The 20,860-nt window shown below is 73.6% G+C and carries 19 protein-coding genes; 11 read left to right on the forward strand and 8 right to left on the reverse strand.

Features of this window, described 5'->3' with window-relative positions; all coding sequences use genetic code 11:
- The first annotated feature begins 44 nt into the window (after positions 1-44).
- Entirely contained in the window at positions 45-1,280 is a 1,236-nt protein-coding gene (locus EDD54_RS19935) for a lytic murein transglycosylase (protein ID WP_207620355.1), read from the forward strand.
- Between the two features lie 145 nt (positions 1,281-1,425).
- On the opposite strand, the gene EDD54_RS19940 is transcribed toward EDD54_RS19935, so the two are convergent.
- Both EDD54_RS19940 and EDD54_RS19945 read right to left on the reverse strand, forming a co-directional pair.
- Positions 1,426-1,668, reverse strand: a complete 243-nt coding sequence (locus EDD54_RS19940; RefSeq protein ID WP_126538816.1) for a hypothetical protein — start codon at positions 1,666-1,668, stop codon at positions 1,426-1,428.
- 112 nt (positions 1,669-1,780) lie between these two features.
- Positions 1,781-2,773 (reverse strand): glutathione S-transferase family protein, encoded by a 993-nt coding sequence (locus tag EDD54_RS19945; RefSeq protein WP_126538814.1) that lies wholly within the window; start codon positions 2,771-2,773, stop codon positions 1,781-1,783.
- Positions 2,774-2,930: 157 nt separating this feature from the next.
- Between EDD54_RS19945 and EDD54_RS19950 the strand changes: the two genes are divergently transcribed.
- The 9 genes from EDD54_RS19950 to EDD54_RS19990 all read left to right on the forward strand — a co-directional run bounded on the left by EDD54_RS19950 (position 2,931) and on the right by EDD54_RS19990 (position 14,048).
- Positions 2,931-3,302: a response regulator transcription factor gene (locus EDD54_RS19950; RefSeq protein WP_126538812.1), complete on the forward strand. Its 372-nt coding sequence runs from the start codon at positions 2,931-2,933 to the stop codon at positions 3,300-3,302.
- Positions 3,303-3,471: 169 nt separating this feature from the next.
- Positions 3,472-4,920 carry a hypothetical protein gene (locus tag EDD54_RS19955; protein WP_126538810.1) on the forward strand — a complete coding sequence of 483 codons (1,449 nt, stop codon included), beginning with the start codon at positions 3,472-3,474 and terminating at the stop codon, positions 4,918-4,920.
- The gene (locus tag EDD54_RS19960) at positions 4,904-5,725 is read left to right on the forward strand and encodes a hypothetical protein (RefSeq protein WP_126538808.1); all 822 of its coding nucleotides are present in this window, start codon (positions 4,904-4,906) and stop codon (positions 5,723-5,725) included. The genes EDD54_RS19955 and EDD54_RS19960 overlap by 17 nt, the downstream gene beginning before the upstream one ends.
- A complete protein-coding gene (locus EDD54_RS19965) occupies positions 5,725-6,831 on the forward strand; it encodes a coiled-coil domain-containing protein (RefSeq protein ID WP_126538806.1) in 1,107 nt (368 codons plus the stop codon). Before EDD54_RS19960 ends, EDD54_RS19965 begins: the two co-directional genes overlap by 1 nt.
- Positions 6,831-7,907, forward strand: coding sequence for an OmpA family protein (locus tag EDD54_RS19970; protein WP_126538804.1), 1,077 nt, complete (start codon positions 6,831-6,833; stop codon positions 7,905-7,907). The genes EDD54_RS19965 and EDD54_RS19970 overlap by 1 nt, the downstream gene beginning before the upstream one ends.
- Before the next feature lie 255 nt (positions 7,908-8,162).
- Positions 8,163-10,316: an EAL domain-containing response regulator gene (locus EDD54_RS19975; RefSeq protein WP_126538802.1), complete on the forward strand. Its 2,154-nt coding sequence runs from the start codon at positions 8,163-8,165 to the stop codon at positions 10,314-10,316.
- Positions 10,313-12,814 carry a hybrid sensor histidine kinase/response regulator gene (locus tag EDD54_RS19980; protein ID WP_126538800.1) on the forward strand — a complete coding sequence of 834 codons (2,502 nt, stop codon included), beginning with the start codon at positions 10,313-10,315 and terminating at the stop codon, positions 12,812-12,814. The genes EDD54_RS19975 and EDD54_RS19980 overlap by 4 nt, the downstream gene beginning before the upstream one ends.
- 146 nt (positions 12,815-12,960) lie before the next feature.
- Positions 12,961-13,599 carry a TetR/AcrR family transcriptional regulator gene (locus EDD54_RS19985; RefSeq protein WP_126538798.1) on the forward strand — a complete coding sequence of 213 codons (639 nt, stop codon included), beginning with the start codon at positions 12,961-12,963 and terminating at the stop codon, positions 13,597-13,599.
- The gene (locus EDD54_RS19990) at positions 13,596-14,048 is read left to right on the forward strand and encodes a cupin domain-containing protein (protein WP_126538796.1); all 453 of its coding nucleotides are present in this window, start codon (positions 13,596-13,598) and stop codon (positions 14,046-14,048) included. Before EDD54_RS19985 ends, EDD54_RS19990 begins: the two co-directional genes overlap by 4 nt.
- A gap of 145 nt (positions 14,049-14,193) precedes the next feature.
- Here EDD54_RS19990 and EDD54_RS19995 read toward each other — a convergent pair whose 3' ends face one another.
- Positions 14,194-15,195: a crotonase/enoyl-CoA hydratase family protein gene (locus EDD54_RS19995; RefSeq protein ID WP_126538794.1), complete on the reverse strand. Its 1,002-nt coding sequence runs from the start codon at positions 15,193-15,195 to the stop codon at positions 14,194-14,196.
- Positions 15,196-15,614: 419 nt separating this feature from the next.
- On the opposite strand from EDD54_RS19995, the gene EDD54_RS20000 reads away from it, so the two are divergent.
- Positions 15,615-16,112 (forward strand): MarR family winged helix-turn-helix transcriptional regulator, encoded by a 498-nt coding sequence (locus tag EDD54_RS20000; RefSeq protein ID WP_126538792.1) that lies wholly within the window; start codon positions 15,615-15,617, stop codon positions 16,110-16,112.
- Positions 16,113-16,260: 148 nt separating this feature from the next.
- Here EDD54_RS20000 and nagA read toward each other — a convergent pair whose 3' ends face one another.
- From nagA to bcsN, 5 genes are all read right to left on the reverse strand, one after another.
- The gene (nagA, locus tag EDD54_RS20005; protein ID WP_126538790.1) at positions 16,261-17,412 is read right to left on the reverse strand and encodes an N-acetylglucosamine-6-phosphate deacetylase; all 1,152 of its coding nucleotides are present in this window, start codon (positions 17,410-17,412) and stop codon (positions 16,261-16,263) included.
- A complete protein-coding gene (locus EDD54_RS20010; protein ID WP_208112242.1) occupies positions 17,412-18,443 on the reverse strand; it encodes an SIS domain-containing protein in 1,032 nt (343 codons plus the stop codon). The genes nagA and EDD54_RS20010 overlap by 1 nt, the downstream gene beginning before the upstream one ends.
- A gap of 2 nt (positions 18,444-18,445) precedes the next feature.
- Positions 18,446-19,204, reverse strand: coding sequence for a GntR family transcriptional regulator (locus tag EDD54_RS20015; protein ID WP_126538788.1), 759 nt, complete (start codon positions 19,202-19,204; stop codon positions 18,446-18,448).
- Positions 19,201-20,079 carry a glucosamine kinase nucleotide-binding domain-containing protein gene (locus tag EDD54_RS20020; RefSeq protein ID WP_166653472.1) on the reverse strand — a complete coding sequence of 293 codons (879 nt, stop codon included), beginning with the start codon at positions 20,077-20,079 and terminating at the stop codon, positions 19,201-19,203. Before EDD54_RS20020 ends, EDD54_RS20015 begins: the two co-directional genes overlap by 4 nt.
- A 109-nt stretch (positions 20,080-20,188) precedes the next feature.
- On the reverse strand, positions 20,189-20,860 hold the full coding sequence (bcsN, locus tag EDD54_RS20025; protein ID WP_126538784.1) for a cellulose biosynthesis protein BcsN: 672 nt from the start codon (positions 20,858-20,860) through the stop codon (positions 20,189-20,191).

Raw genomic sequence — 20,860 nt, forward strand, 5'->3', positions numbered from 1 at the left:
TCCCGCGTCTGGCGGTGCGGCGGCGGACGTGGTCTGATCCGGACATGCTCCGGATCCTCGCCTCGCTCGCCGTCCTCCTCGCCGCCGCCCTGCCGGCCTCCGCCCTCGACCGTGCCGCCGCGACGGCGGCCTTCCGCGCCTTCCTCGACGACACGGTGCGCCCCGCCGCCCGCGCGGCCGGGGTCTCGTCCGAGACCTTCGCGGCGGCGACCGACGGCCTGACGCCGGACTTCGACCTGCCCGACCTCTCCGCGCCCGGCACGCCGCCGCGCGCCGACGGCGGCGCCTTCCAGGCGGAGTTCACCGGTCCGGCCGCCTATCTCGCGGAGAAGAAGCTCGCCGCGCTCGTCGCCGGTGCGCGCAAGCGGGCGAAGACCCACGCGGCGACGCTGGCGGCGGTCGAGAAGGCGACGGGTGTTCCCCGCGGCGTGATCCTGGCGATCTGGGGCAAGGAATCCGCCTTCGGCACCGCCGCGATGCCCAAGGAGGCGGTGCGCACGCTGGCGACCCAGGCCTTCATGGGCGCGCGCCGCGACATCTTCCTGCCCGAGCTGGTGGCGGCGCTGCTGATCCTGCAGGAGGAGCCGGTCGGCGAGCACGACATGCGCTCGTCCTGGGCCGGCGCCATGGGCCAGCCGCAGTTCCTGCCCTCGAAGTTCCGCGCCTACGCCGTCGACTTCGACCGCGACGGCCGCCGCGACATCTGGGGCTCGGTGCCGGACGTGCTCGGCTCGATCGGCAATTTCCTCCGTGCCCACGGCTGGGCGCCGGGCGTGCCCTGGGGCGTCGAGGTGCGGCTGCCGGCGTCGGTGTCCTGCACAGTGGAGGGCCCGGACCAGGGCCGACCGGTGGCGGACTGGGCCGCCGACGGCGTCGTCACCACGGCGGGACGTCCGCCGACCGCGAAGGACGTCGGGCCGACCGGGCACCTCCTGATGCCGGCGGGCCGGCTCGGTCCGGCCTTTCTGGTCTCTGGGAATTTCTACGTCCTCAAGGACTACAACGAATCCGACGTCTACGCCCTGCTGGTCGGCCTCGTCGGTGACCGGGTCCGGGCCGACGGGCGCCTCGAGGGTGGGTTCGCGAAACTGCCGGCCTTCACCCGCGGCGACGTCCGCAATCTCCAGCGCCGGCTGGAGCGGCTCGGCCACGACGTCGGCGGCGCCGACGGTCTGGTCGGGTTCCGTACCCGTGTCGCGATCGGCCGCGAGGAGGAGAAGCGCGGCCACGCGGCGACGTGCTTCCCCGGTGCCGCGGCGTTCGCGGAGATCGGGAAGTGAAAGGGGGCAGTCGGCAGTAGGCAGCAGGCAGTAGGGCTTCGGCAGTCGGCAGTCGGCAGTCGGCAGTCGGCAGTTGGCAGTCGGTTGGCGGGGGCGGGGCCCTCGGGGTCCCGCCGCCCTGCCGGGCAACAGGGTCGGGCTCGCGTCAGCGGCCCGGCTTGCTGTGGGTCCGGGCGGCCTGCTCGGCGCGGAGATCTTCGCGCGCCTGTTCGAGGTCGACTTCGCCGGGCCCGCTGAGCGACTGGCCCCAGGTGCCCCACGTGCCGCCGTAGCCGTCCTTGCGGGGATGGGAATAGCCCTCGCGCGAGGCGGTGAAGCCGGCGAGGTGGTCGGTGTGTCCTTCGTCGCGGTCCCGGCCCGGGACCGTGCGGCTCTTCTCGTCCGCCATGATCGTCTCCTCAGGTCTGTCGAGGCCGGCGGACCACTCGGTCTGCGCCGCGCCTCGGCAAGACAACGGATGGACCGGGGGCGGGTTCCGACACGCGGCGTTCACGGCTGCGTCACAGGCGGAGCCCCGGCAGGCCGTCGCGGCCGTGCGGCGCGTCGAGGTCGAGCACCGGGCCGAGCGGGACGATGGCGGTCGGGTTGATGGTGCGGTGGCTCTCGTAATAGTGGCCCTTGATATGGTCGAAGTGCACGATCGGGCGGATCGCCGGGTGCTGGTAGATCTCCCGCACGTAGCCGGAGAGGGCCGGATAGTCGGCGATGCGACGGAGGTTGCACTTGAAGTGGCCGACGTAGACCGCGTCGAAGCGGATCAGTGTCGTGAACAGGCGAACGTCCGCTTCGGTGAAGCGGTCGCCGACGAGCCAGCGCCGGGTCGAGAGCCGCGCCTCCAGCCAGTCGAGCGTCTCGAACAGCGGGCGGACCGCCTCCTCGTAGGCGGCCTGGGTGGTGGCGAAGCCGGCCTTGTAGACGCCGTTGTTGACGCTGTCGTAGACGCGCGCGTTGACCGCGTCGATCTCGGCACGCAGGTGCTCCGGCGAGTAGTCGCCCGGGAGGGCGCCGAGGTCGTCGAAGGCGCCGTTCAGCATCCGGATGATCTCGGAGGACTCGTTGTTGACGATGGTCCCGTCCGAGAGGTCGTAGAGCACCGGCACGGTGACGCGGCCGGTGTAGGTCGGATCGGCCCGGGTGTAGACCTCGTGGAGCCGGGTCACGCCCGGGATCGGCGGCGGCACCACGCCGGGGCCGGGCTCGAAGGTCCAGCCTTCCTCCAGCATGCGCCAGTGCACCACGGCGAGCGGAATGTGATCCTCGAGGCCCTTGAGGGCGCGCAGGATCAGCGTACGATGGGCCCACGGACAGGCGTGGGAAACGATCAGAAGGTACCGGCCGCGTTCGGCCGGAACGCCGGGTCTGCCGTCCGGTGCGACAGCGTTCCCCCTCGTCGTCCAGCGGCGGAAGACCGAGGTGGAGCGCACGAAACGGCCGCCGCTTGCGGCGGTGTCGTACCAGCGGTCCGTCCAGACCCCGTCGACCAACATACCCATGGTGTCGTTCCCTCGTCCCTGTCCGTCGCGGCCCGCCGCGGCGCTTCCATGCGTCCGTCGGACCCCGCGTCGGAGGAAGATCGTGCCCCCGGCCCATCCGTGGCGAACCATCGCGCGGACCGGGGCGTTCCGGCAACAGCCGACAGAGGAGGCCAGGATGGGAAGCAGCCGCCCGAACAAGAACATTGTCGTGATCGAGCCCGACAAGGACACCCGCGACCTCTCCGCCGTGCTGTTCGAGGAGGCCGATCTCGGCGTCGTCGAGTGCGCGACGTGGCGCGACGGCCTCGCTGCGCTCGAGCGCGCCGGCCCCTCGGTCGCCATGGTGTTCGCCGACGTCGAAGCCGACGGCGACGGCCGCCGGCTCGCCGCCGAGCTGAACCGGCGCTGGCCGGAGGTGCGGCTGGTGCTGACCGGCCGCCGCGGCGCCCGCACCGACCTGCCGCCCGGCTCGCGCTACATGCCGAAGCCGTGGCGCCCGCTCGAGGTGCTGATCGCCGCCGAGACCGCCGCCGGCCTGCGCGCCTGAGGATCGCCGTCCCGTGGGCGAGCTTCGCCCCGGATCCGCCCGAGCGGATCCGGGACGGCTCCGATTTGCCCGCCGCCGCCACCTCGGCGATACTGCCGCGGGCGGTCTCACTTTCGCCGTGCCGGGCACGCAAGGAAGGGCCGCGTCAGGTTTGGCAAGAGGATCGCCGGTGGCCCGGGAGAGTGCGCTCACGCGTCTGGTGAAGGGGATCCGGCGCGAGCCCCGGGACGTCAGGGCCGACCTCGCGGTATTCCCGCCGGTCGACGCGCAGGCGCTCGCGGCCGACATGAAGCTCGACCGGCTCGCCCATCAGCGCGGCGCCGCCGGCGAGCCGCCGGCCGACGCCGTCGGCCCCGACGAGGTCGAGATCCGCATCGCCGAGCGGGTCGAGGACGAGCGCCGGCGCGGCCACGGCATTCTGCTGGAACAGTTGCGCGTCGCCGACGAGCGGCTCGCGAATCTCGACTTCGAGGGCCGCTTCGCCGAGATCCGGCAGGCGGCGCCGGCGGCGCTGTCGGAGTTCCGCGCCGAGGCCGCCACCGGGCGCGACGAGCTCAACTCGCTGCGCCGCAAGCTGCGCGAGCACGAGGACGCCAAGGCCGCCTTCAAGCGCGAGCACCGTCTGACCCGGCCGCCGCATCCGCCGACCACCGGCGCGCAGACGCTGAAATACGGCCTCGTCGCCGTGCTCCTGGTGGTTGAGACGCTGGTCAACGGCAGCTTCCTCGCCAAGGGCAGCGAACTCGGCCTGCTCGGCGGCACCACCGAGGCCCTGGCCTTCTCGATGCTGAACGTGGTCGGCAGCTTCCTGTTCGGCCGGCTCGGCCATCCGCAGCTGATCCACCGCGGCGTCTTCCACAAGCTGGTCGGGCTCGTCTCGCTGACCGCATGGCTCGCCGCGGCGGTGGCGCTGAACCTCGCACTGGCGCACTACCGCGAAGTCGCCGGCGAGACGCTGGCCGAAGGCGGCGGTGCGGTGATCCAGCGGCTCGCGACCGACCCGGCCGGCCTGAACGACCTCAAGTCCTGGCTGTTCTTCGCGATCGGCTTCCTGTTCTCGGCCGTCGCCTACATCGACGGCTACGCCACCGTCGACCCCTATCCCGGTTTCGGCGACATCCAGCGCCGGCTCGACGCCACCCACGAAGCCTACATCGGCCGCAAGCAGGACCTGATCGACCGCCTGCTCGAGGTGCGCGACGACTATGTCCAGAGCCTCGAGGACGCCAACCGCGACCTCTCGATCCGCCGCGCCGAATACGACCAGATCCTCGCCACCCGCGCCCGGCTGGTGCGCCTGTTCGACCAGCACCAGGGTCACCTGCAACAGGTCTACGCCCGCCTGCTCGCGCTCTACCGCGAGCCGAACCGGCGCGCCCGCGCGACGCCGGCGCCGGCGGGCTTCGCCGAGGTGCCGGTGCTGGCGCGGCTCGCGGTCGAGGACGAGGTGCCCGACATTTCCGCCGAGGCGGCGGCGATCCGCGCCCGCGTTTCCGAGGCGCAGGCGCTGCTGGTCGAGGAGGTCGCGGCGATCCACCGCGAGTTCGACGCCGCGGTCGCCGGCTACCACCAGATCGACGACGTCGTCGGGGAGGGCCGCGATGGCGCGGCGGCGTAGGCGCCGCGGCGGCGGCGAGGGCCCGAAGATCGCCGCCGGTCTGGCGCTGGCGCTGCTGGCGGCCGGCGCCCTCGGCGCCCTGTTCTATCTCCGCGAGACGACGGTCCCGCCGCCGGTGCTCGACGCCGAAACGCTCTGCCCGGTCGACGGCCCGACCGCGCTGACGGTGGTGCTGCTCGACGGCTCCGACGCCCTGCCCGACGCCGGCCAGCGCCAGGTCACCACCGCGCTGATCGACCTCGCCGACGCGCTGCCGGTGGGCGGCCTCCTGGAACTGAGGTTGCTCGATCCGGCCGATCCCGGCGGGCGGGTGCTGTTCTCGCGCTGCAATCCCGGCAGCGGCGAGGGCCTGTCGGAATGGACAGCCAATCCCGCGGCGGCGCGCAAGCGCTGGCTCGCCGCGTTCCGGGGACCGGTCGGCACCGTAGTGGCGGGCGGCCTGCCGCAGCTTCCCGCCGAGACCAGCCCGATCATGGCGGCGATCCAGCGCATCGCGGTCGACCGCTTCGACGGCCGGGCGCGCGAGGGCGTGCCGAAGCGGCTGGTGATCGTCTCGGACATGATGGAGAACACGAGCGACTATTCGCAGTACCGCGGCGACGCCAGCCTGGAGCGCTGGCGCGCGAGCCCGGCGTCTCGGCGCTACGCCACCGACCTCGAGGGCGCCGACGTCACGCTCTACTACGTCGACCGCCTCGCCGGCCGGCCGTTCGGCAGCGCCGACCATCTCAGGTTCTGGGCGTCCTGGGTCGAGGAGAACGGCGGCCGCCTCGCCGAGGCGGTCAAGCTGCAGGGGGCCGGGTGATGGCGCGCCGGCGCGACACCGGGCGCGGCGTCACGACCGGCGGCCTCGCCGACGCGGTGGTGTTCCTCGTCTTCGTGGCGGTGGGCGCCGCCTACGTGATCTGGTCGAAGCTCTCCGGTCTGCCGCCGGCGGCGGTGACCATGGTGCCGGTCTCGATCATGCTGGTCTACGCCGCGGTCGTGGTGTTCATCCGCAGCCTGCGTCTCGCCGAGGACCAGAGCGGCGACAATCTCTACTACATGGGCTTCCTGTTCACGCTGACCTCGCTGGCGGTCTCGCTCTGGCAGTTCGACGCCGGCGGTCCGCCCGAGGACATCGTGCGCAACTTCGGGATCGCGATCGGCTCGACCATCGCCGGCATCGCGCTGCGTATCTTCATGAACCAGCTGCGCCGCGACCCGCACGACGTCGAGCGCGGCGCCCGCTACGAACTCGCCGACGCCTCGCGCCGGGTCCGCCGCGAACTCGACGCCACGGTGGTCGAACTCAACCAGTTCCGCCGCGCCACCCAGCAGATCGCCGAGGAGAGCTGGTCGGACGTGCGCGCCCAGATCGAGACCACGTCGGCGCGCATCCTCGGGGCGGTCGAAGCGGTGACCGAGCGCTCCACCGCCCCGATCGAGGCGGCCGGGCGCGCCTCCGGCGAGAGCCTCGGGGCGATGTCGCGCACGGTGCTGGCCTCGCTGAAGGAGACCGCCGACGCCCTCGCCGGCGAGAGCGCCGCGCTCGCCCGCCGTGCCGAGGCCTCGGTCGAGGCGGCGTCGGAGCGGATGACGGCGTCGCTGGAGGCGGCGGCGGCGCGGCTGTCGCGGGAATCGCAGCACCTGTCCGGGCAGACGGCGGCGCTGTCGGCGTCGATCGAGGCGCTGTCGCGGTCGCTGCGCGACGTGGCCGTGCCGGAGGGCGCGACGGCGGTGCCGGCGGCGGTGGAGATCGCGGCGGCGGTGCGCGAGATCGGCGCGGCGCTGGAGCGGCACGGGCAGCGGCTCGACGCGCTCGTCGCGGCGCTGCCGCCGGCCGTGGAGACGGCCGCGCCGGTCGCGGAGGAGATCGCGCCGGGCGAGGAACCGCCGCCGCCCGCGCCGCGGACCAGGGAGGGGGCGTGATGGCCGACGTCGCGCGCGACCGCCGTGCCGACCGCCGCGGGCTGGTGCTCGGTCTGACCATGGCCGAGATCATGCTGCTGCTGGTGTTCTGCCTGCTGATCGCGCTGGCGGCGCTGCTCCAGCGCGAGCGAGCGGCCACCACCGCCGCCGAGAAGCGCGTCGCCGAACTCGAACGGGCCGAGGCCGGCAGCCGCGACCTGCTCGCCCGCCTCGGCGGCACCGAGGCGTTGGCGAACCGGCTCGGGCCGGTCGCGCCCGGTGCGGCCGATCCGGCACGGCCGAGCGCCGCCGCGATCGACGACGCCTGGACCCGCCTCGTCGCCGGTGCCGGCCTCGCGTCGCGGCTCGCCGAGGCCGGCGTCGACCCGGCCGACCTCGAGCGGCGCGACGTCGCCGCCGACCTCGCGCTGGCCGACGCCGCCCGCGCGGTGGTGGCGGCGGCCGGCGAGCCGCCCCCGGACGCTGCGGGCGCGCGCGTCGCGCTCGATCGCGCGCTCGACCGGCTCGGCGCGGCCGAGGCGCGCGGCGACGCGCTCGCCCGCGAGGTCGCCGCGCTGTCGGCCCGGGCGGGACGGCCGGTCGACCTGCCGCCGATCCTGATGCTGCGCGAGGACGCCGGCTTCCGCTTCGGCAGCGGCAGCGCCGTGCCGTCGGCGCGGGCGAGCGAGAAGCTGCGCACCGAGACGATCGCCACCCTGCGCGACCTCGTCGACCGCTACGACGTCGACGTCGTCGAGGTGATCGGCCACACCGACGACCAGCCGGTCGGCACCACCCACGTCTCCAACCTCGACCAGAACCTCGTCGGCGTCGTCGGCGGCAGGCCGATCGAGACGCTGTCGGCCGCCGACAACGCCGGGCTCGGCCTCGCCCGCGCCGTCTCGGTGGCGCGGATCCTGAAGTCCGATCCGCGGCTCGCCGGCGTCGAGATCCTGCCGCTGTCGGCGGCGCAACTGGTCGGCACCGACGGCCGTCTCACCGCCGGCGGCGGCGGTGCCGAGCCCGAACGCCGGCGCATCGAGATCCGGCTCCGCCGTTCGGTCGACCGCCGCGAGGCATCCGACGCGGGCCGGTGACCGTCCGCGCCGATGCCGTCACCTCGCCGCGAGGTTCGCCGACCCCAGGAGGTGGGGGCGCCGAGCTGTTTTCCCAGGTTGCCGAAAGATCGCCATTTGTGCTCATCGGCGTGACGCCATGAAGAACGAGCCGCAAACGTGTCACGCACAAATACCGTGGCCGACAAGGCTCCATTAAGTTTCCGCTGACAGCGTCGACGAGCGCGGTTCCCATCGCATCGGCAGTCGGTCGATGTACACTGCTAAGGTATCGGAATGCCGACCGTCGTCATCGTCGATGACCAGATCACCAATCAGAAGATCTTCTCGCGCATGGCCGAGGCGATCGAGGATGGCCTCGACGTCGTAACCTTCGGCGATCCCGCGGCGGCACTGGACTGGCTCAACCAAAACGTGCCGGACCTGATCGTTACAGACTATCAGATGCCGGCGATGAACGGTGCCGCCTTCATCCGGCGGATCCGCGCGGACCGCCGCCTCGCCGACGTGCCGGTGGTGGTGATCACGGTGTTCGAGGAGCGCTCGTTCCGCCTCAACGCCCTCGACGCCGGCGCGACCGACTTCCTGCAGAGCCCGGTCGACCACCGCGAGTTCGTCACGCGCGCGCGCAACCTCCTGAAGCTCCGGCGCCAGCAGCTCGAGCTCGCCGGCCGGGCCGACACGCTGGAGCGCCGGCTGGTGCGCAGCGAGAAGACGCTGGAGCGCGCCATCCGCGATTCCAGCGAGCGGCTGGCGCAGGTGATCGACGCGGTGCCGACGCTGATCTGCGCCACCGACGTCAAGGGCCGCATCCTGTTCGCCAACGCCTATCTCGCCCGCTTCCTCGGGCTCGATCCGGCCTCGATGGTGCGGCGGCCGATGCGCGAGGTGCTCGGCGAGGAGACCGGCTCGGCGGCCGAGGCGCTCGACGCCGCGGTGATCGAGAAGGGCGAGGCGATCGGCAACATCGAGTGGGAGCTGTCCGACCCGAGCGGCGGGCGGCACTGGTTCGTGGTGGCCAAGACGCCGCTGCGCGACGCCTTCGACCGCACCATCGGCGTGGTGACGACGGCCCTCGACATCACCGACCGCAAGGCGACCGAGACCCACCTGCACTACATCGCCCACAACGACGCCCTGACCGGCCTGCCGAACCGCACGGCGCTGATCGCGCGCCTGCGCATGGAGGTGGCGCGCGGCCGGCGCGGCGAGCGCAGCTTCGCGCTCCACCTGATCGACCTCGACGACTTCAAGGCCGTCAACGACGCCCACGGCCACGCCGTCGGCGATCGGTTGCTGGTGCGGGCCGCGGAGCGGATGCGCCACCTCGTCGACGACGGCGCCTTCGTCTCGCGCCTCGGCGGCGACGAGTTCGCGGTGGTGCAGGCCAACGTCGGCTGCACCGAGGAGGTCGCCGAGATGGCGACCCGGATCTGCCGCCTGTTCGACGAGCCGTTCACGCTGACGCCGGGCCCGGTGCAGACCTCCGCCAGCGTCGGCACGGCGATCCACCCGACCGACGGCACCGATCCCGAAGAGCTGTTCCGCTACGCCGACCTCGCGATGTACCGCGCCAAGGAGAGCGGCGGGGCGCAGTTCCGCTTCTACGCCGCCGACATGAAGCTCCGGGCCCAGCAGACCGCGACGCTCGACGCCGAACTCCGCCACGCGGTCGAGAACGACGAGTTCGAGCTGCACTACCAGCCGCAGGTCGACGCCGAGAGCCACCGCGTCGTCGGCGTCGAGGCGCTGATCCGCTGGCGCCTCGCCGACGGCAGCCTGCGCGGGCCGGGTGCGTTCCTGCAGCGCGCCGAGGCGATCGGGCTGATGCTGCCGATCAACACGGCGGTGCTCGAGAAGGCCTGCCGCCAGCAGGCGGCCTGGCGCGACGCCGGCCTGCCGCTGCGCGTCAGCGTCAACCTGTCGCCGGTGCAGTTCCGAGGCGGCGCGCTGCCGCTCCAGGTCGCGCGCATCCTCGCCGAGACCGGCGCCGACGCCGGCCTGCTCGACCTCGAGCTGACCGAGACGACGATGATGGAGGACCTCGCCGTCGTCGCCGACCAGCTCGCCGAGATCCGCGCCCTCGGGGTCTCGATCTCGATCGACGACTTCGGCACCGGCTTCTCCTCGCTGTCCTACGTCAAGCGCTTCCCGGCCGACCGGCTGAAGATCGACCAGAGCTTCGTGCGCGACGTGCTGAAGAACCCCGCCGACGCCGCGATCGTGCGCACGGTGGTGACGCTCGGCGCCAGTTTCGGCATGACCGTGGTCGCCGAGGGCGTCGAGACCGCCCGGCAGGCGGTGTTCCTCGCCGAGGCCGGCTGCGCCGAACTCCAGGGCTACCACTTCGGCCGGCCGATGCCGGCCGACGACATCGAGCGCCTCGTCGCGGCGCGCGCGCAGCGCCAGCGCGCCGGGGGCAAGCGGTGAGCGGCGGTCCGATCGGGCGCCTCCTCGGCGGGCTCCAGCGCCGGCTCGCCGCCACGCGCCGGCTGCTCCGGGCCCGGCCGGACAGCGAACACGAGATGACCGCGAACCGGCTGATCTTCGCCGCGCTCGTCGTGCTGACCCTCGGCGGCGCCGCCTTCGCCGGTAGCACCGAGTCCGCGGCGATCCTGGCGCTGTCGGCGCCGGTCTTCGCGGTCTACTTCGTCGTCGCGCTCGCGATCTTCGCCCACATCCTCGTCCGGCCCGGCGTGAACGTGCGCCGGCGCGTGCTGGCGATGGTGTGCGACTTCGCGATGATCTCCTTCGCCGCCTTTGCCTGCGGGCCGGCGAGCGGCTTCTTCTACCCGCTGTTCCTCTGGACGGTGTTCGGCAACGGCTTCCGCTTCGGCGTGCCCTATCTCTACGGCGCGATGGCGGTGGCGCTCGCCGGCTTCGTCGCCGTGCTAGGCTTCGGCGGCTTCTGGCGCGACCACGTCGGCTTCGCCGTCGCCCTGCTGGTCGGGCTGGTGCTGCTGCCGATGTACGCCGCGGTGCTGATCCGCAAGCTCTCCGAGGCCAAGAAGAACGCCGAGGAGGCGAGCCGGGCCAAGAGCCTGTTCCTGGCCTCGGTCAGCCACGAGCTGCGCACGCCGCTGAACGCCATCATCGGCTTCTCCGACCTGCTGTCGCGCCGCCCGCTCGGCCGGCAGGAGGCCGAGATGGTCGGCACGATCGCGGTGTCCGGCCGCTCGCTGCTCGCCTTGATCAACGGCCTGCTGGACTTCAGCCGGCTCGAGGCGGGGCGGATGCCCTCGCACCGGGTCGACTTCGACCTGTTCGCCCTGATCGGCCGCGTCGAGGCGATGATGTCGATGGAGGCGCGGCGCAAACGGCTGAGGCTCGCCGTCCACGTCGGTGCCGGCGTGCCCGCCCGCGTCCACGGCGACGAGCGCCACCTCGAGGAGGTGCTGGTCAACCTCGTCTCCAACGCCGTCAAGTTCACCGAGGCCGGCCGGGTCTCGATCGACGTCGACCGGGTCGAGGGTGACGACACGGTGCTGCGCCTGCGCTTCGCCGTCACCGACACCGGCATCGGCATCGCCCCCGAGGCGCAGGCGCGGGTGTTCGAGAGCTTCACCCAGGCCGACGAGACCATCATCGACCGCTTCGGCGGCACCGGCCTCGGCCTCTCCATCGTCCGTCAGCTCGTCGACCTGATGGGCGGGCGGGTGACGCTGCGCTCGGTGCTCGGCGAGGGCAGCTGCTTCGCCTTCGACGCCCTGTTCGCACCGGTCGAGGCGGTGGCGGGCGAAGCTGCCGACGTCGCCGTCCTGCTCGTGAGCGCCGACGCCGGCCTCGCCGCCGACGTCGCCGCCGCCTTCCCCGACGCCGCGGTGGTCGCGGACACGGCGGGCGCCTCGCGCCACCTCGCCGAGCCGGACCGTCCGGTCGACCTCGTGCTGATCGACGAGGCCGCCGCCGGACCGGACGCCGCGCGGATGCTGGCGGTGGTCGAGGCGACGCTGGTGTCGGTCGCCGGCCCCGGCGGCGACGAGCGCGGCTGGCGCGACGTGGTTTCCATGCGGCTGCGCCGGCCGCTCGCGCCGCGCGATCTCGCGACCGCGTCCGCCTTTGCCCTCCGCCTCGGTGGCGCCGAACCGGACCGCCCGGTCGCGGCCGTGCCCGACGACCACGGCCTCAAGCCGCTCCGGGTGCTGATCGCCGAGGACAACCGCACCAACCAGATGGTACTCGCCAAGCTGCTCGAGACCGCCGGCCACGCCTCGGTGGCGGTCGACGACGGCGAGCAGGCGGTCGAGGCGCTGAAGGACGGCGGCTACGACCTCGTGCTGATGGACATCAACATGCCGGTGATGAACGGCATCGAGGCGACCAAGCTCTACCGCTTCATGGCGCTCGGCCGGCCGCGGATCCCGATCGTGGCACTGACCGCCGACGCGACGCCGGAGGCGCGGGCGCGCTGCCTCGAGGCCGGCATGGACGCCTGCGTCACCAAGCCGATCGACGTCGACCGCCTGCTCGGCGTAATGGCGAGCGTGCTCGCCGGCGAGGCCGCGCCCGCCGAGGACGCCCGCGCGCTGCAGGGGCGGATCGCGGCGGCGGCCGCCCCCGGCGGCATCCTCGACACCGAGAAGCTCGACGACCTCGAGCGGCTCGGCGGCAAGGCCTTCCTCGACGAACTGGTCGAACAGTTCCTGGTCGAGTCCGACCGGCTCGCCGGCGACGTCGCCGACGCGGTCGCCGACGAGGACGTCGCCGCTTTCCGCGACGCCGCCCACGCGCTCAGGAGCAGCGCCGCCAACGTCGGCGCCCGCGCGGTGTTCGACCTCTGCCTGTCCTGGCGCCAAGCCGGCCACGAGGACCTCGCGCGCGACGGCGAACGCCGCGTCCGTGCCCTCGGCGACGCGCTCGCCGAGGCCCGCGACGCCCTCGGCGCCCATCTCGCGCCGGAGGAGACGCGCCGCGCCGCCCGGCGCTGAGGCAAACGCGCACCCGACATCGCAGCCGGCTCGTGGGCCGACGGTGTCGCGTTGCGCCGATAAATCGGTGTCACTCATAGTGACGCCGATTGACTGATCCCAGATTTGGTGACACAAGCAGTGTCATCGAATTTGGAAGGCCTGCCATGCCCGGCACCACGCGAGCCTACAACAGCCCTCTGCGCGAACAGAACGCGCAGCAGACGCGCGAATCGATCCTCGCGGCGCTCCATGCGCTGATGGGCGACGCCGGTGCGCCCGACGAGATCGGCATGGAGGCGATCGCGCAGAAGGCCGGCGTGCAGCGGCGCACGATCTTTCGTCACTTCGCCAACCGCGAGGACCTGCTCCGCGCCTTCTGGCCGTGGCTCAACGCGAGGATAGGCGCATCCCCGGCCCCGCGAAGCGTGCGCGACGTGGTCGACGGCCCGCGCGAAGCCTTCCCGCGCTTCGATGCGCACGAGGCGGCGATGCGTGCCGCGCTCCACTCGCGCACCGGACGCGAGATGCGCATGGATACCGTCACCGGACGACGTGCGCTGTTCGCCGGCGCGTTGGAGCCCGTCCTCTCCCAGCTTCCGCCGGAGACCGCCCGCAAGGTCGAGGCTCTGGCGCACCTGCTCTTCTCGGCTTCCGCTTGGGAGACCCTGAAAGACTACGGCGGTCTCACCGGTGCCCAGGCCGGCGAGACCGCATCCTGGGCGCTCGAGTTGATCCTGTCCGCGGTCGACCCGGGCCGTGAAAAGGCGGACGTCCCATCGCGAACCAAGGAGAAAGAGCGATGAGCCTCGACGTCATCCCCGCGAACGGAGGAGAGACCCTGTGGGTCGTCGCCGACCGTATCCGCTTCCTCGGCGGCCTGCCGGGCTCGAACCTCGAACTGCTCGACATCGAGGTGCCCCCGGGGTCCGGCACGCCGCCCCACACCCATCTCTCGCCGGAGATGTTCCATGTTCTCGAGGGCGAACTGACCATCCGCGAGTTCGGCGCCGGAAGCGCGCCGCGGATCGTGTCGGCCGGGCCGGGCACGGCGGTGCGGATTCCCTCGATGCTGCCGCACAACTATTCCAACGACAGCGGCGCGCCGGTCCGCATGCTGGTGCTGATCGACAGGACGATGATCGACTTCTTCCGCGACATCGGCGCACCGGAACCGCAGCGCGAACCCGACTTCGCGAAGTTCGGCGCGGCCATGCAGCGCCACGGCATCGAGCCGCTCACCATGGCCGCGTGAAGCGTCCGCGGTGAAATGACCGGTTTGCGGCGGCACCGCCGCTGCCGCCGGTCGAGCCGGTCGAGCACGCCCGTCGGCGCGATCGCGATTCCTCGGTCGCCCCGGCCGAACGAGTTGGACGCCGGGCTCGCCCGGCGTCCCTGCCTCAGCTCGCGGTGGTCTTCTGCAGCCGGCGCCCCTGGGCCTGCTGCAGGTGCTCCATACGCCGGAGGTCGGCCGGCGCCAGCCGCATGATGGCGTCGACCCAGAGGTCGGTGACGTCGCGCAGTTCGGCGAGCGAGATCGGGGCGACGCGCTGGCGCACCTTGTAGAGCGTCGAGCGCACCACGTGGCTCTGGCGGTCGCGCAGGTAGGCCGAGACGGCGGCCTCGCCGGCGCCGTCGTCGACGACCTCGTCGACGATGCCCATCGCGTGCATCTCCTCGGCCGTGTAGATCCGGCCCGACAGGATCATGCGCTCGGCCCGCGCCGCGTCGAGACGGCGGGCGAGGAAGGAATAGGCGCCCATGCCGGGGAAGGAGTTGAACAGGATCTCCGGCAGGCCTAGCTTCACCGAGCGCTCGGCGATCAGCACGTTGCAGCACAGCGCCCCCTCGAAGCCGCCGCCGAGCGCGTCGCCCTGGAGCAGGCCGACGCTGACGATGCCGGAATCGAAGCCGATCGCGATGTGGTAGACCGCGTCGACGCAGTCGAAGGCGTAGCGGCGCACGGCGGTGCGGTCGCCGGCGCGGATCGCGCGCGTCAGGAAGGCGAGGTCGCCGCCCATGTTGTAGATGCCGGGGATGCGCGAGCCCTGGACGTAGTAGCGGATCAGCGGCTCCTCGCCCGGCGGCTGCGACGCCATCAGACCCTGGATGGCGCGGTGGAGCTGGATCAGCTCGCGCACCATGCCCGGCGTGAAGCTCGGCGGTCCGGCCGGGCGCATGTGGCACCACAGCGCGCGGGTGTTGGGGTCGAGCCGGACGTCGAGTTCCTGGTAGCTGCGCGACAGGAAACGGGTGAGCTCGTCGACCGCCCCGGGGGCGGTCGCGGTCCAGATCGGGTCGGGCCGGCGCTCGTCGGAACGCGGGCGCGGAAGCTCGCGCTCGGTCGCGGCGGCGGCCGTCCGCTGCCCGATCGGGGCGTCGAACGTGCGTGCGTCGGTCATCGTCGTCCTCGTGCCGCGGGCGATGGGGGGAACCGCCCGTCGGTCCACTCTCGCCGACGGTTAAGGAAGTCTTAAAGTCCGATTATCAGGCATGGAGAAACAGGGTTAACGGAGCCTTTACGGCGCGTTTCTCCGCTGGAAGATCGGAATATCCGACCATGTCGCGCCACCTGAGGACGCGGAACGTCCGACTGCCCTCATGGACGGGAGGGCGGACCGAAGAGGGGGCGGTAGCTCGGCCGCGAGTGTCGTTCGCAGAAAGTGCGGGAAAGGTCCGGCCGGCATGCCCGGCGGACGCGTGATCCGGGCCGTGCCGGCGGTCTCTGCCCTGAAGTTGTGCACGCTTTTCATCGCGCGATGCGGCGGAGTCGAAGTCAACTTGACACCCTGGTTGCCAGTACGACATCCTGAGTGTCGTCATGCCGACGCTTCCCGACACCGACCCGCTCGCACGCCCGACACCGGCCACGGCCGCCGCGCTCAACGTCGTGGCGGGGCTGGTGCCGTCGCTCGCCCGCCGTCTCGCCGCGGCCGGTGCGCGCGATCACGCCGACGATCGGCCGACCGCCGCGACGCTGCGGCTGCTCGAAAGGCTCTACGGCACGGCCGGCCAATCGGTGCCGGCGTTGGCGCGGGCCATGGGCACGTCACGCCAGTTCGTGCAGCGCGTCGTCGACGACGCGGTCGCGCGCGATCTGGTCGCGCGCGCGCCGAACCCCGCGCACCGTCGTTCGCCGCTCATGCGGCTGACGGAGCGCGGGCGCCAGGCGGTGGAGGCGGTATTGTCGTCGGAGACGGCGGTGCTGGCCGCCGCCGCGCGCGGGCTGTCGGCAGACGACGTCGAGGCCGCCGTCCGGGTGCTGGAGGCGCTGACGGCGGCCTATGGCGCGCCGCCGGCGGGGCGTCAGGACAGGTAGCCCATCAGCCAGAGGATCAGGATGATCGGCAGCGGAATGCCGACGAGCCAGAGAAGAGCGCCGCGGAACATGGGGTTTGTCCTCCCGAGGTTTCTGTCCGGGGGAGGAAGTCGGCGGCGGCGGTCGAGGTTCCCGTCGCGGCCGTGGTTCAGGCGAGCGCGCACACGCCCGCGATCCAGGTCGAGCGGACCCGGAGGTCGTCGCCGAGGTGGACGAGGTCGGCGGCGAGACCCGCGGCGATCCGGCCGCGGACGTCGTCGATACCGAGGAACATGGCCGGGTAGAGCGAGGCCATGCGCAGCGCCTCGTCGACGGGAACGCCGAGATTCTCGACCGTCCAGCGGACCGATGCGGCCATGTCGATGTCGGAGCCGGCGAGCGTGCCGTCGGCGAGTTCGAGCCGCCCGCCCGCGCGGCGGACGGGGCGCCCCGCCAGCACGAAGCCGTCGCCTTCGGCGCCGACCGTCGACATCGCGTCGGTGACGAGGAAGCAGCGGCCGGGGCCGCGCTTGGCGCGGATCGCGGCGGCGAGCGTGACGGGGTGGACGTGGTGGCCGTCGGCGATGACGCCGCACCAGAGCGCCCCGGCGTCGAGCGCGGCGCCGACCATGCCCGGCTCGCGGTTCTGCATCTGGCTCATGGCGTTGAAGAGGTGGGTGGCGCCGCGCGCGCCGGCGTCGATCGCCGCGCGGGCGGCGTCGTGGCGGGCGTCGGTGTGGCCGAGGGAGACGATCACGCCGGCGTCGGCGAGCCGGCGGATCAGCGCCGGGGGCGCCTGTTCGACCGCGAGCGTGACCACGAGCGTGCCGATCGCCTCGCGGGCGGCGATCATCTGGTCGACGTCTGCCTCGGTCAGCGGCCGCATCAGTTCGGCGAGATGGGCGCCCTTGCGCGCGGGGGCGAGGTGCGGGCCCTCGAGGTGCAGGCCGATCACGCCGGGTTCGGTCGCGACCGCGAGACCGGCGGCGGCGATCGCCGCGGCGGTGACGGCCGGCGTCGCGGTGATCAGCGTCGGCAGGAGGCCGGTGGTGCCGAAGCGGCGGTGCGCGGCGGCGATCGCGCCCATGGCCGCCGGGGTCGGGTCGTCGTTCAGCATCACGCCGCCGCCGCCGTTGACCTGGGCGTCGACGAAGCCGGCGGTGACGATGCCGCCGCCGAGGTCGACGACGGTCGCCTCCGCCGGCACCGCGTCGGCGGGGACGACGGCGAGGATCGTGGCGCCGTCGAGGAGCACCGCGGCGCCGTGGCGGCGGCGGTCGCCGTCGAAGACGACGGCGCCGGTGAGGGCGACGAGGGCCATCAGCGGGTCTCCGTGACCTTGGCGAGGTTGGCGGGCCGGTCGGGGTCGAAACCGCGGGCACGCGAGACGGTCTCGGCGAAGCGGTAGAACGACACCGCGGCGGCGATCGGGTCGAGGAGGCCGTGGCCGGTGGGGGCGGTCGGCAGGCGCCGGCCCGGCACGTCGAAGGCGGCGGCGGTGAAGACCTCGCCGCCGGTGCGGCCGAGACGTTCGAGCGCGGCGACGTTGGCGGCGCGAGCGGCGTCGTCCGGCACCACGGCGAGCACCGGGAAGCGATCCTCGACGAGGCGGAGCGGGCCGTGCATCACCTCGGCCGAGGAGAAGGCCTCGGCGTGGATCGCCGCGGTCTCCTTGCACTTCAGCGCCATCTCCTGGGCGATCGGGAAGCCCGGGCCGCGGCCGACCACGTAGAGCGAACCGGCCGTCCGGAAGGTCTCGAGCGCCGGCGACCAGTCGCAGGCGAGCGCGGCGGCGAGCGCCTCGGGCAGGCGGGGGAGGGCGGCGGCGAGGGCGGCCTCGCCGCTCCAGGCCGAGACCAGCGCGGCGGCGGCGGCGGCGGCGGCGACGAAGGACTTGGTGGCGGCGACGCTGGTCTCGGGGCCGGCGTGGAGGGGCACGCAGACGTCGGCCTCGGCGGCGAGCGGGCTGTCGGCGACGTTGACGAAGGCGACGGTGAGCGCGCCGGCGTGCCGGGCGGCGGCCTGCAGCGCCACGATGTCCGGGCTGCGGCCGGACTGCGAAATCGACACCAGCACCCCGCCGGCCATCGACAGCCGCGCGCCGTAGACCGAGGCCACCGACGGGCCGATCGAGGCGACCGGCACGCCGAGGCCGATCTCGACGGCGTATTTCAGGTAACCGGCGGCGTGGTCGGACGAGCCGCGGGCGCAGGTGGCGATCACCGGCGGGCGGAGGGCCGACAGGCGCCGGCCGAGCCGGGCGAGGCTGTCGCCCTCGCGCTCGAACAGGCGCGCGACGGCGTCGGGCGCCTCCGCGGTCTCGCGGGCCATGGCGGTGGTGGCGTCGGACAAGGTCAGGCTCCGATGTCGAGTTCGGCGACGAAGTCGTAGGCGTCGCCGCGAAAGAAGGACCGGGTGAATTCCGCCGCACGGCCGTCGGCGAGGCGGGCGACGCGCTCGATCCTGAGCGCCGCGGCGCCGACGGGAACCTCGAGCAGGGCGGCCTCGGCGGCGGCGAGGTTGCAGGCGGCGAGCCGTTGGGTCGCCCGCACCACCCGGATGCCGCGCGCCTCCAGGACGGCGTAGAGCGACAGCCCGACCGCGGCCGGGTCGGGCAGGTGGACGGCGGGCACGCTCGCCGCCTCGATCGCCATCGGCACGCCGTCGGCGAGGCGCAGGCGCGCGATCCGGGAGACCCGTTCGTCCGGGCCGAGGTCGAGCACGGCCGCCTCCTCGGGCGTCGGCGGCGCGACCGTGGCCGACAGCACCCGGACGTCCGGCACGTAGCCGCGGGTGCGGAGGTCCTCGGTGAAGGAGGTCAGGCGCGTCAGCGGCTGCTCGACCTTGCGCGGCGGCTGGGCGACGTAGGTGCCCGAGCCGCGGCGCTGGACCAGGAGGCCGGCCGCGACCAGACCGGCGAGCGCCTTGCGCACGGTGACGCGGGAGATGCCGAGTTCGGCGGCGAGCTCGCGTTCGGCCGGCAGCGCGTCGCCGGGCGCCAGCGTGCCGGCGGCGACGGCGTCGCGGATCGCGCCCTCGAGGCGCAGGTAGAGCGGGGCCGGATCGTCGCCGCCGAACCGGCTCGGAGCGAGGATGGCGGAAAGGCCGTTCACCGGGCGGACCCGAGGCCGGCGAGCGCCAACGCGCCGTCGAGGGCGTCGCCGTCGGGCTCGACCAGGACAGCGTCGAACCGGGCCGGCAGGTGCGGCCGGGTCGGGGCGGCGAGGCCGCCCATCAGCGCGATCCGGCCGGCGCCGAGTTCGACCAGCCGGTCGAGGAGGGCCGCGACCTCGTCGACGTGGTCCGCGAGCAGTGCGCTCGCGACCGGGTCGCCGGCGGCGGCGTGCTCGAACACCGGCGGCGCGAGCTCGGCCCAGTCGCGCGGGATCGCCTTCAGGGCCCAGGCCAGCATCCGCGGCGGGCTCGCCTCGAAGCGCGCCATCACCGCGCGGGTGAAGGCGGAGGCCGGCTCGATCTCCTCGTGGCCGGTCAGCGCCCGGCGGGCCGCGGCGCGGCCGAGGATCGCCCCGGAGCCGCCGTCCGACAGCGCGAAGCCCCAGCCGCCGACGGTGACCGAGCGGCCGGCGACCAGCGCGGCGCCCTGGCTGCCGGTGCCGAGGATCAGGATGCCGCCGTCGCGGCCGCCGTGGGCGCCGAGGCAGGCGACGTCGGCGTCGGAGGCGACGGTCTGGGCGGCGAAGCCGAACGACCATGCGGCAAGCGCCGCCGCCTCGCGCGGGGCGTTGCCGCCGGCCATGCCGAAACCGGCCCGGATCCGCCCGAACGCGCCGTCGTCGAGCCCGGCGGCGGCGAGGGCGGCGCGCGCGGCCTCGAGGATCGAAGCGGCGGCGCGGGGGAGGTCGGTGGTGATGTTGGACGGGCCGCCGGCGCCTTCGCCGAGCCGCCGACCGGCCGCGTCGGCGAGGCGGGCGCGGCAGGTGGTGCCGCCGCCGTCGATGCCGAGAAAGAGCGGGCCGTTGGTCGGCAAGGGGGCGGTCCTCTCTGGCGCGAACGGGGCGGATGCCCGGTTGGTCGCGGCAGATAATACCAAAACCAGTCCACTTGCAACCGCCGTCGGGACGGGCCGGCCGGGCCGATCAGGGGATCGGCAGGGTCGGGTCCGCACCGGTCGCGAGGGTGAGGGCGTCGGCGCCGACCGGGGCCGTGAAGCCGGTGCCGGCCGCGGGGGCGGCGACAGTCGGGGCGAGCCGGAGCCCGGCGACGGCGGCGATCAGCGCGTCGGTGCTCTCGCGGCCGCAGAGACGGACGCGCAGGTCGACGATCGCGGGGCCGGCGGCGAGTGCGCCGCGTTCGAGGTGCTGCCAGGCGTAGAGGCAGTGGAACGGGCCGGCGGCGCCGACCGCGGCGCCGAACGGGCCGTCGGCGGTGGTGCGGGCGACGGGGACGACGGTCATCGGCACGCCCGGCAGCGCCGCGGCCATCTCGGCGGCGATGGCGACGTCGGTGGGGCGGGCGAGCAGCGACGTATCGGTGCCGGCGGTGCCGGGGATCCGCACGGTGACGGCGTTCTCGCCGGGCAGCGAGCCGGCGCCGGCGAGCACGATGCGCTGGGTCCTGAGTTTCGGGCGGACCTCCTCGACGACCGAGAGCACGGCGCCGGCCGCCGGGGGCAGGCTCGCCCAGGCCTCGGCGGGCGTGCGGCTCACCGACGTCGCGGTCAGGTCGTTCTCGGGCGCGTCGAGGGCGGCGCAGGCGGGCAGGGCGGCGACCAGCGCCAGGGCGGCGAGGGTCGGGGCGATGCGGGTCAT

Origin of the sequence: Oharaeibacter diazotrophicus (genome assembly GCF_004362745.1) — a bacterium.
Taxonomy (GTDB): Bacteria; Pseudomonadota; Alphaproteobacteria; order Rhizobiales; family Pleomorphomonadaceae; genus Oharaeibacter; species Oharaeibacter diazotrophicus.

Coding starts and splice junctions, on each gene's coding strand:
- EDD54_RS19960 (WP_126538808.1), top strand. CDS start 4,904: ATGGCGCGGCGGCGTAGGCGCCGCGGCGGCGGCGAGGGCCCGAAGATC.
- EDD54_RS19935 (WP_207620355.1), top strand. CDS start 45: ATGCTCCGGATCCTCGCCTCGCTCGCCGTCCTCCTCGCCGCCGCCCTG.
- EDD54_RS20000 (WP_126538792.1), top strand. CDS start 15,615: ATGCCGACGCTTCCCGACACCGACCCGCTCGCACGCCCGACACCGGCC.
- EDD54_RS19985 (WP_126538798.1), top strand. CDS start 12,961: ATGCCCGGCACCACGCGAGCCTACAACAGCCCTCTGCGCGAACAGAAC.
- EDD54_RS19940 (WP_126538816.1), bottom strand. CDS start 1,668: ATGGCGGACGAGAAGAGCCGCACGGTCCCGGGCCGGGACCGCGACGAA.
- EDD54_RS19945 (WP_126538814.1), bottom strand. CDS start 2,773: ATGGGTATGTTGGTCGACGGGGTCTGGACGGACCGCTGGTACGACACC.
- EDD54_RS19995 (WP_126538794.1), bottom strand. CDS start 15,195: ATGACCGACGCACGCACGTTCGACGCCCCGATCGGGCAGCGGACGGCC.
- EDD54_RS19970 (WP_126538804.1), top strand. CDS start 6,831: ATGGCCGACGTCGCGCGCGACCGCCGTGCCGACCGCCGCGGGCTGGTG.
- EDD54_RS19965 (WP_126538806.1), top strand. CDS start 5,725: ATGGCGCGCCGGCGCGACACCGGGCGCGGCGTCACGACCGGCGGCCTC.
- EDD54_RS19990 (WP_126538796.1), top strand. CDS start 13,596: ATGAGCCTCGACGTCATCCCCGCGAACGGAGGAGAGACCCTGTGGGTC.
- bcsN (WP_126538784.1), bottom strand. CDS start 20,860: ATGACCCGCATCGCCCCGACCCTCGCCGCCCTGGCGCTGGTCGCCGCC.
- EDD54_RS19950 (WP_126538812.1), top strand. CDS start 2,931: ATGGGAAGCAGCCGCCCGAACAAGAACATTGTCGTGATCGAGCCCGAC.
- nagA (WP_126538790.1), bottom strand. CDS start 17,412: ATGGCCCTCGTCGCCCTCACCGGCGCCGTCGTCTTCGACGGCGACCGC.
- EDD54_RS19975 (WP_126538802.1), top strand. CDS start 8,163: ATGCCGACCGTCGTCATCGTCGATGACCAGATCACCAATCAGAAGATC.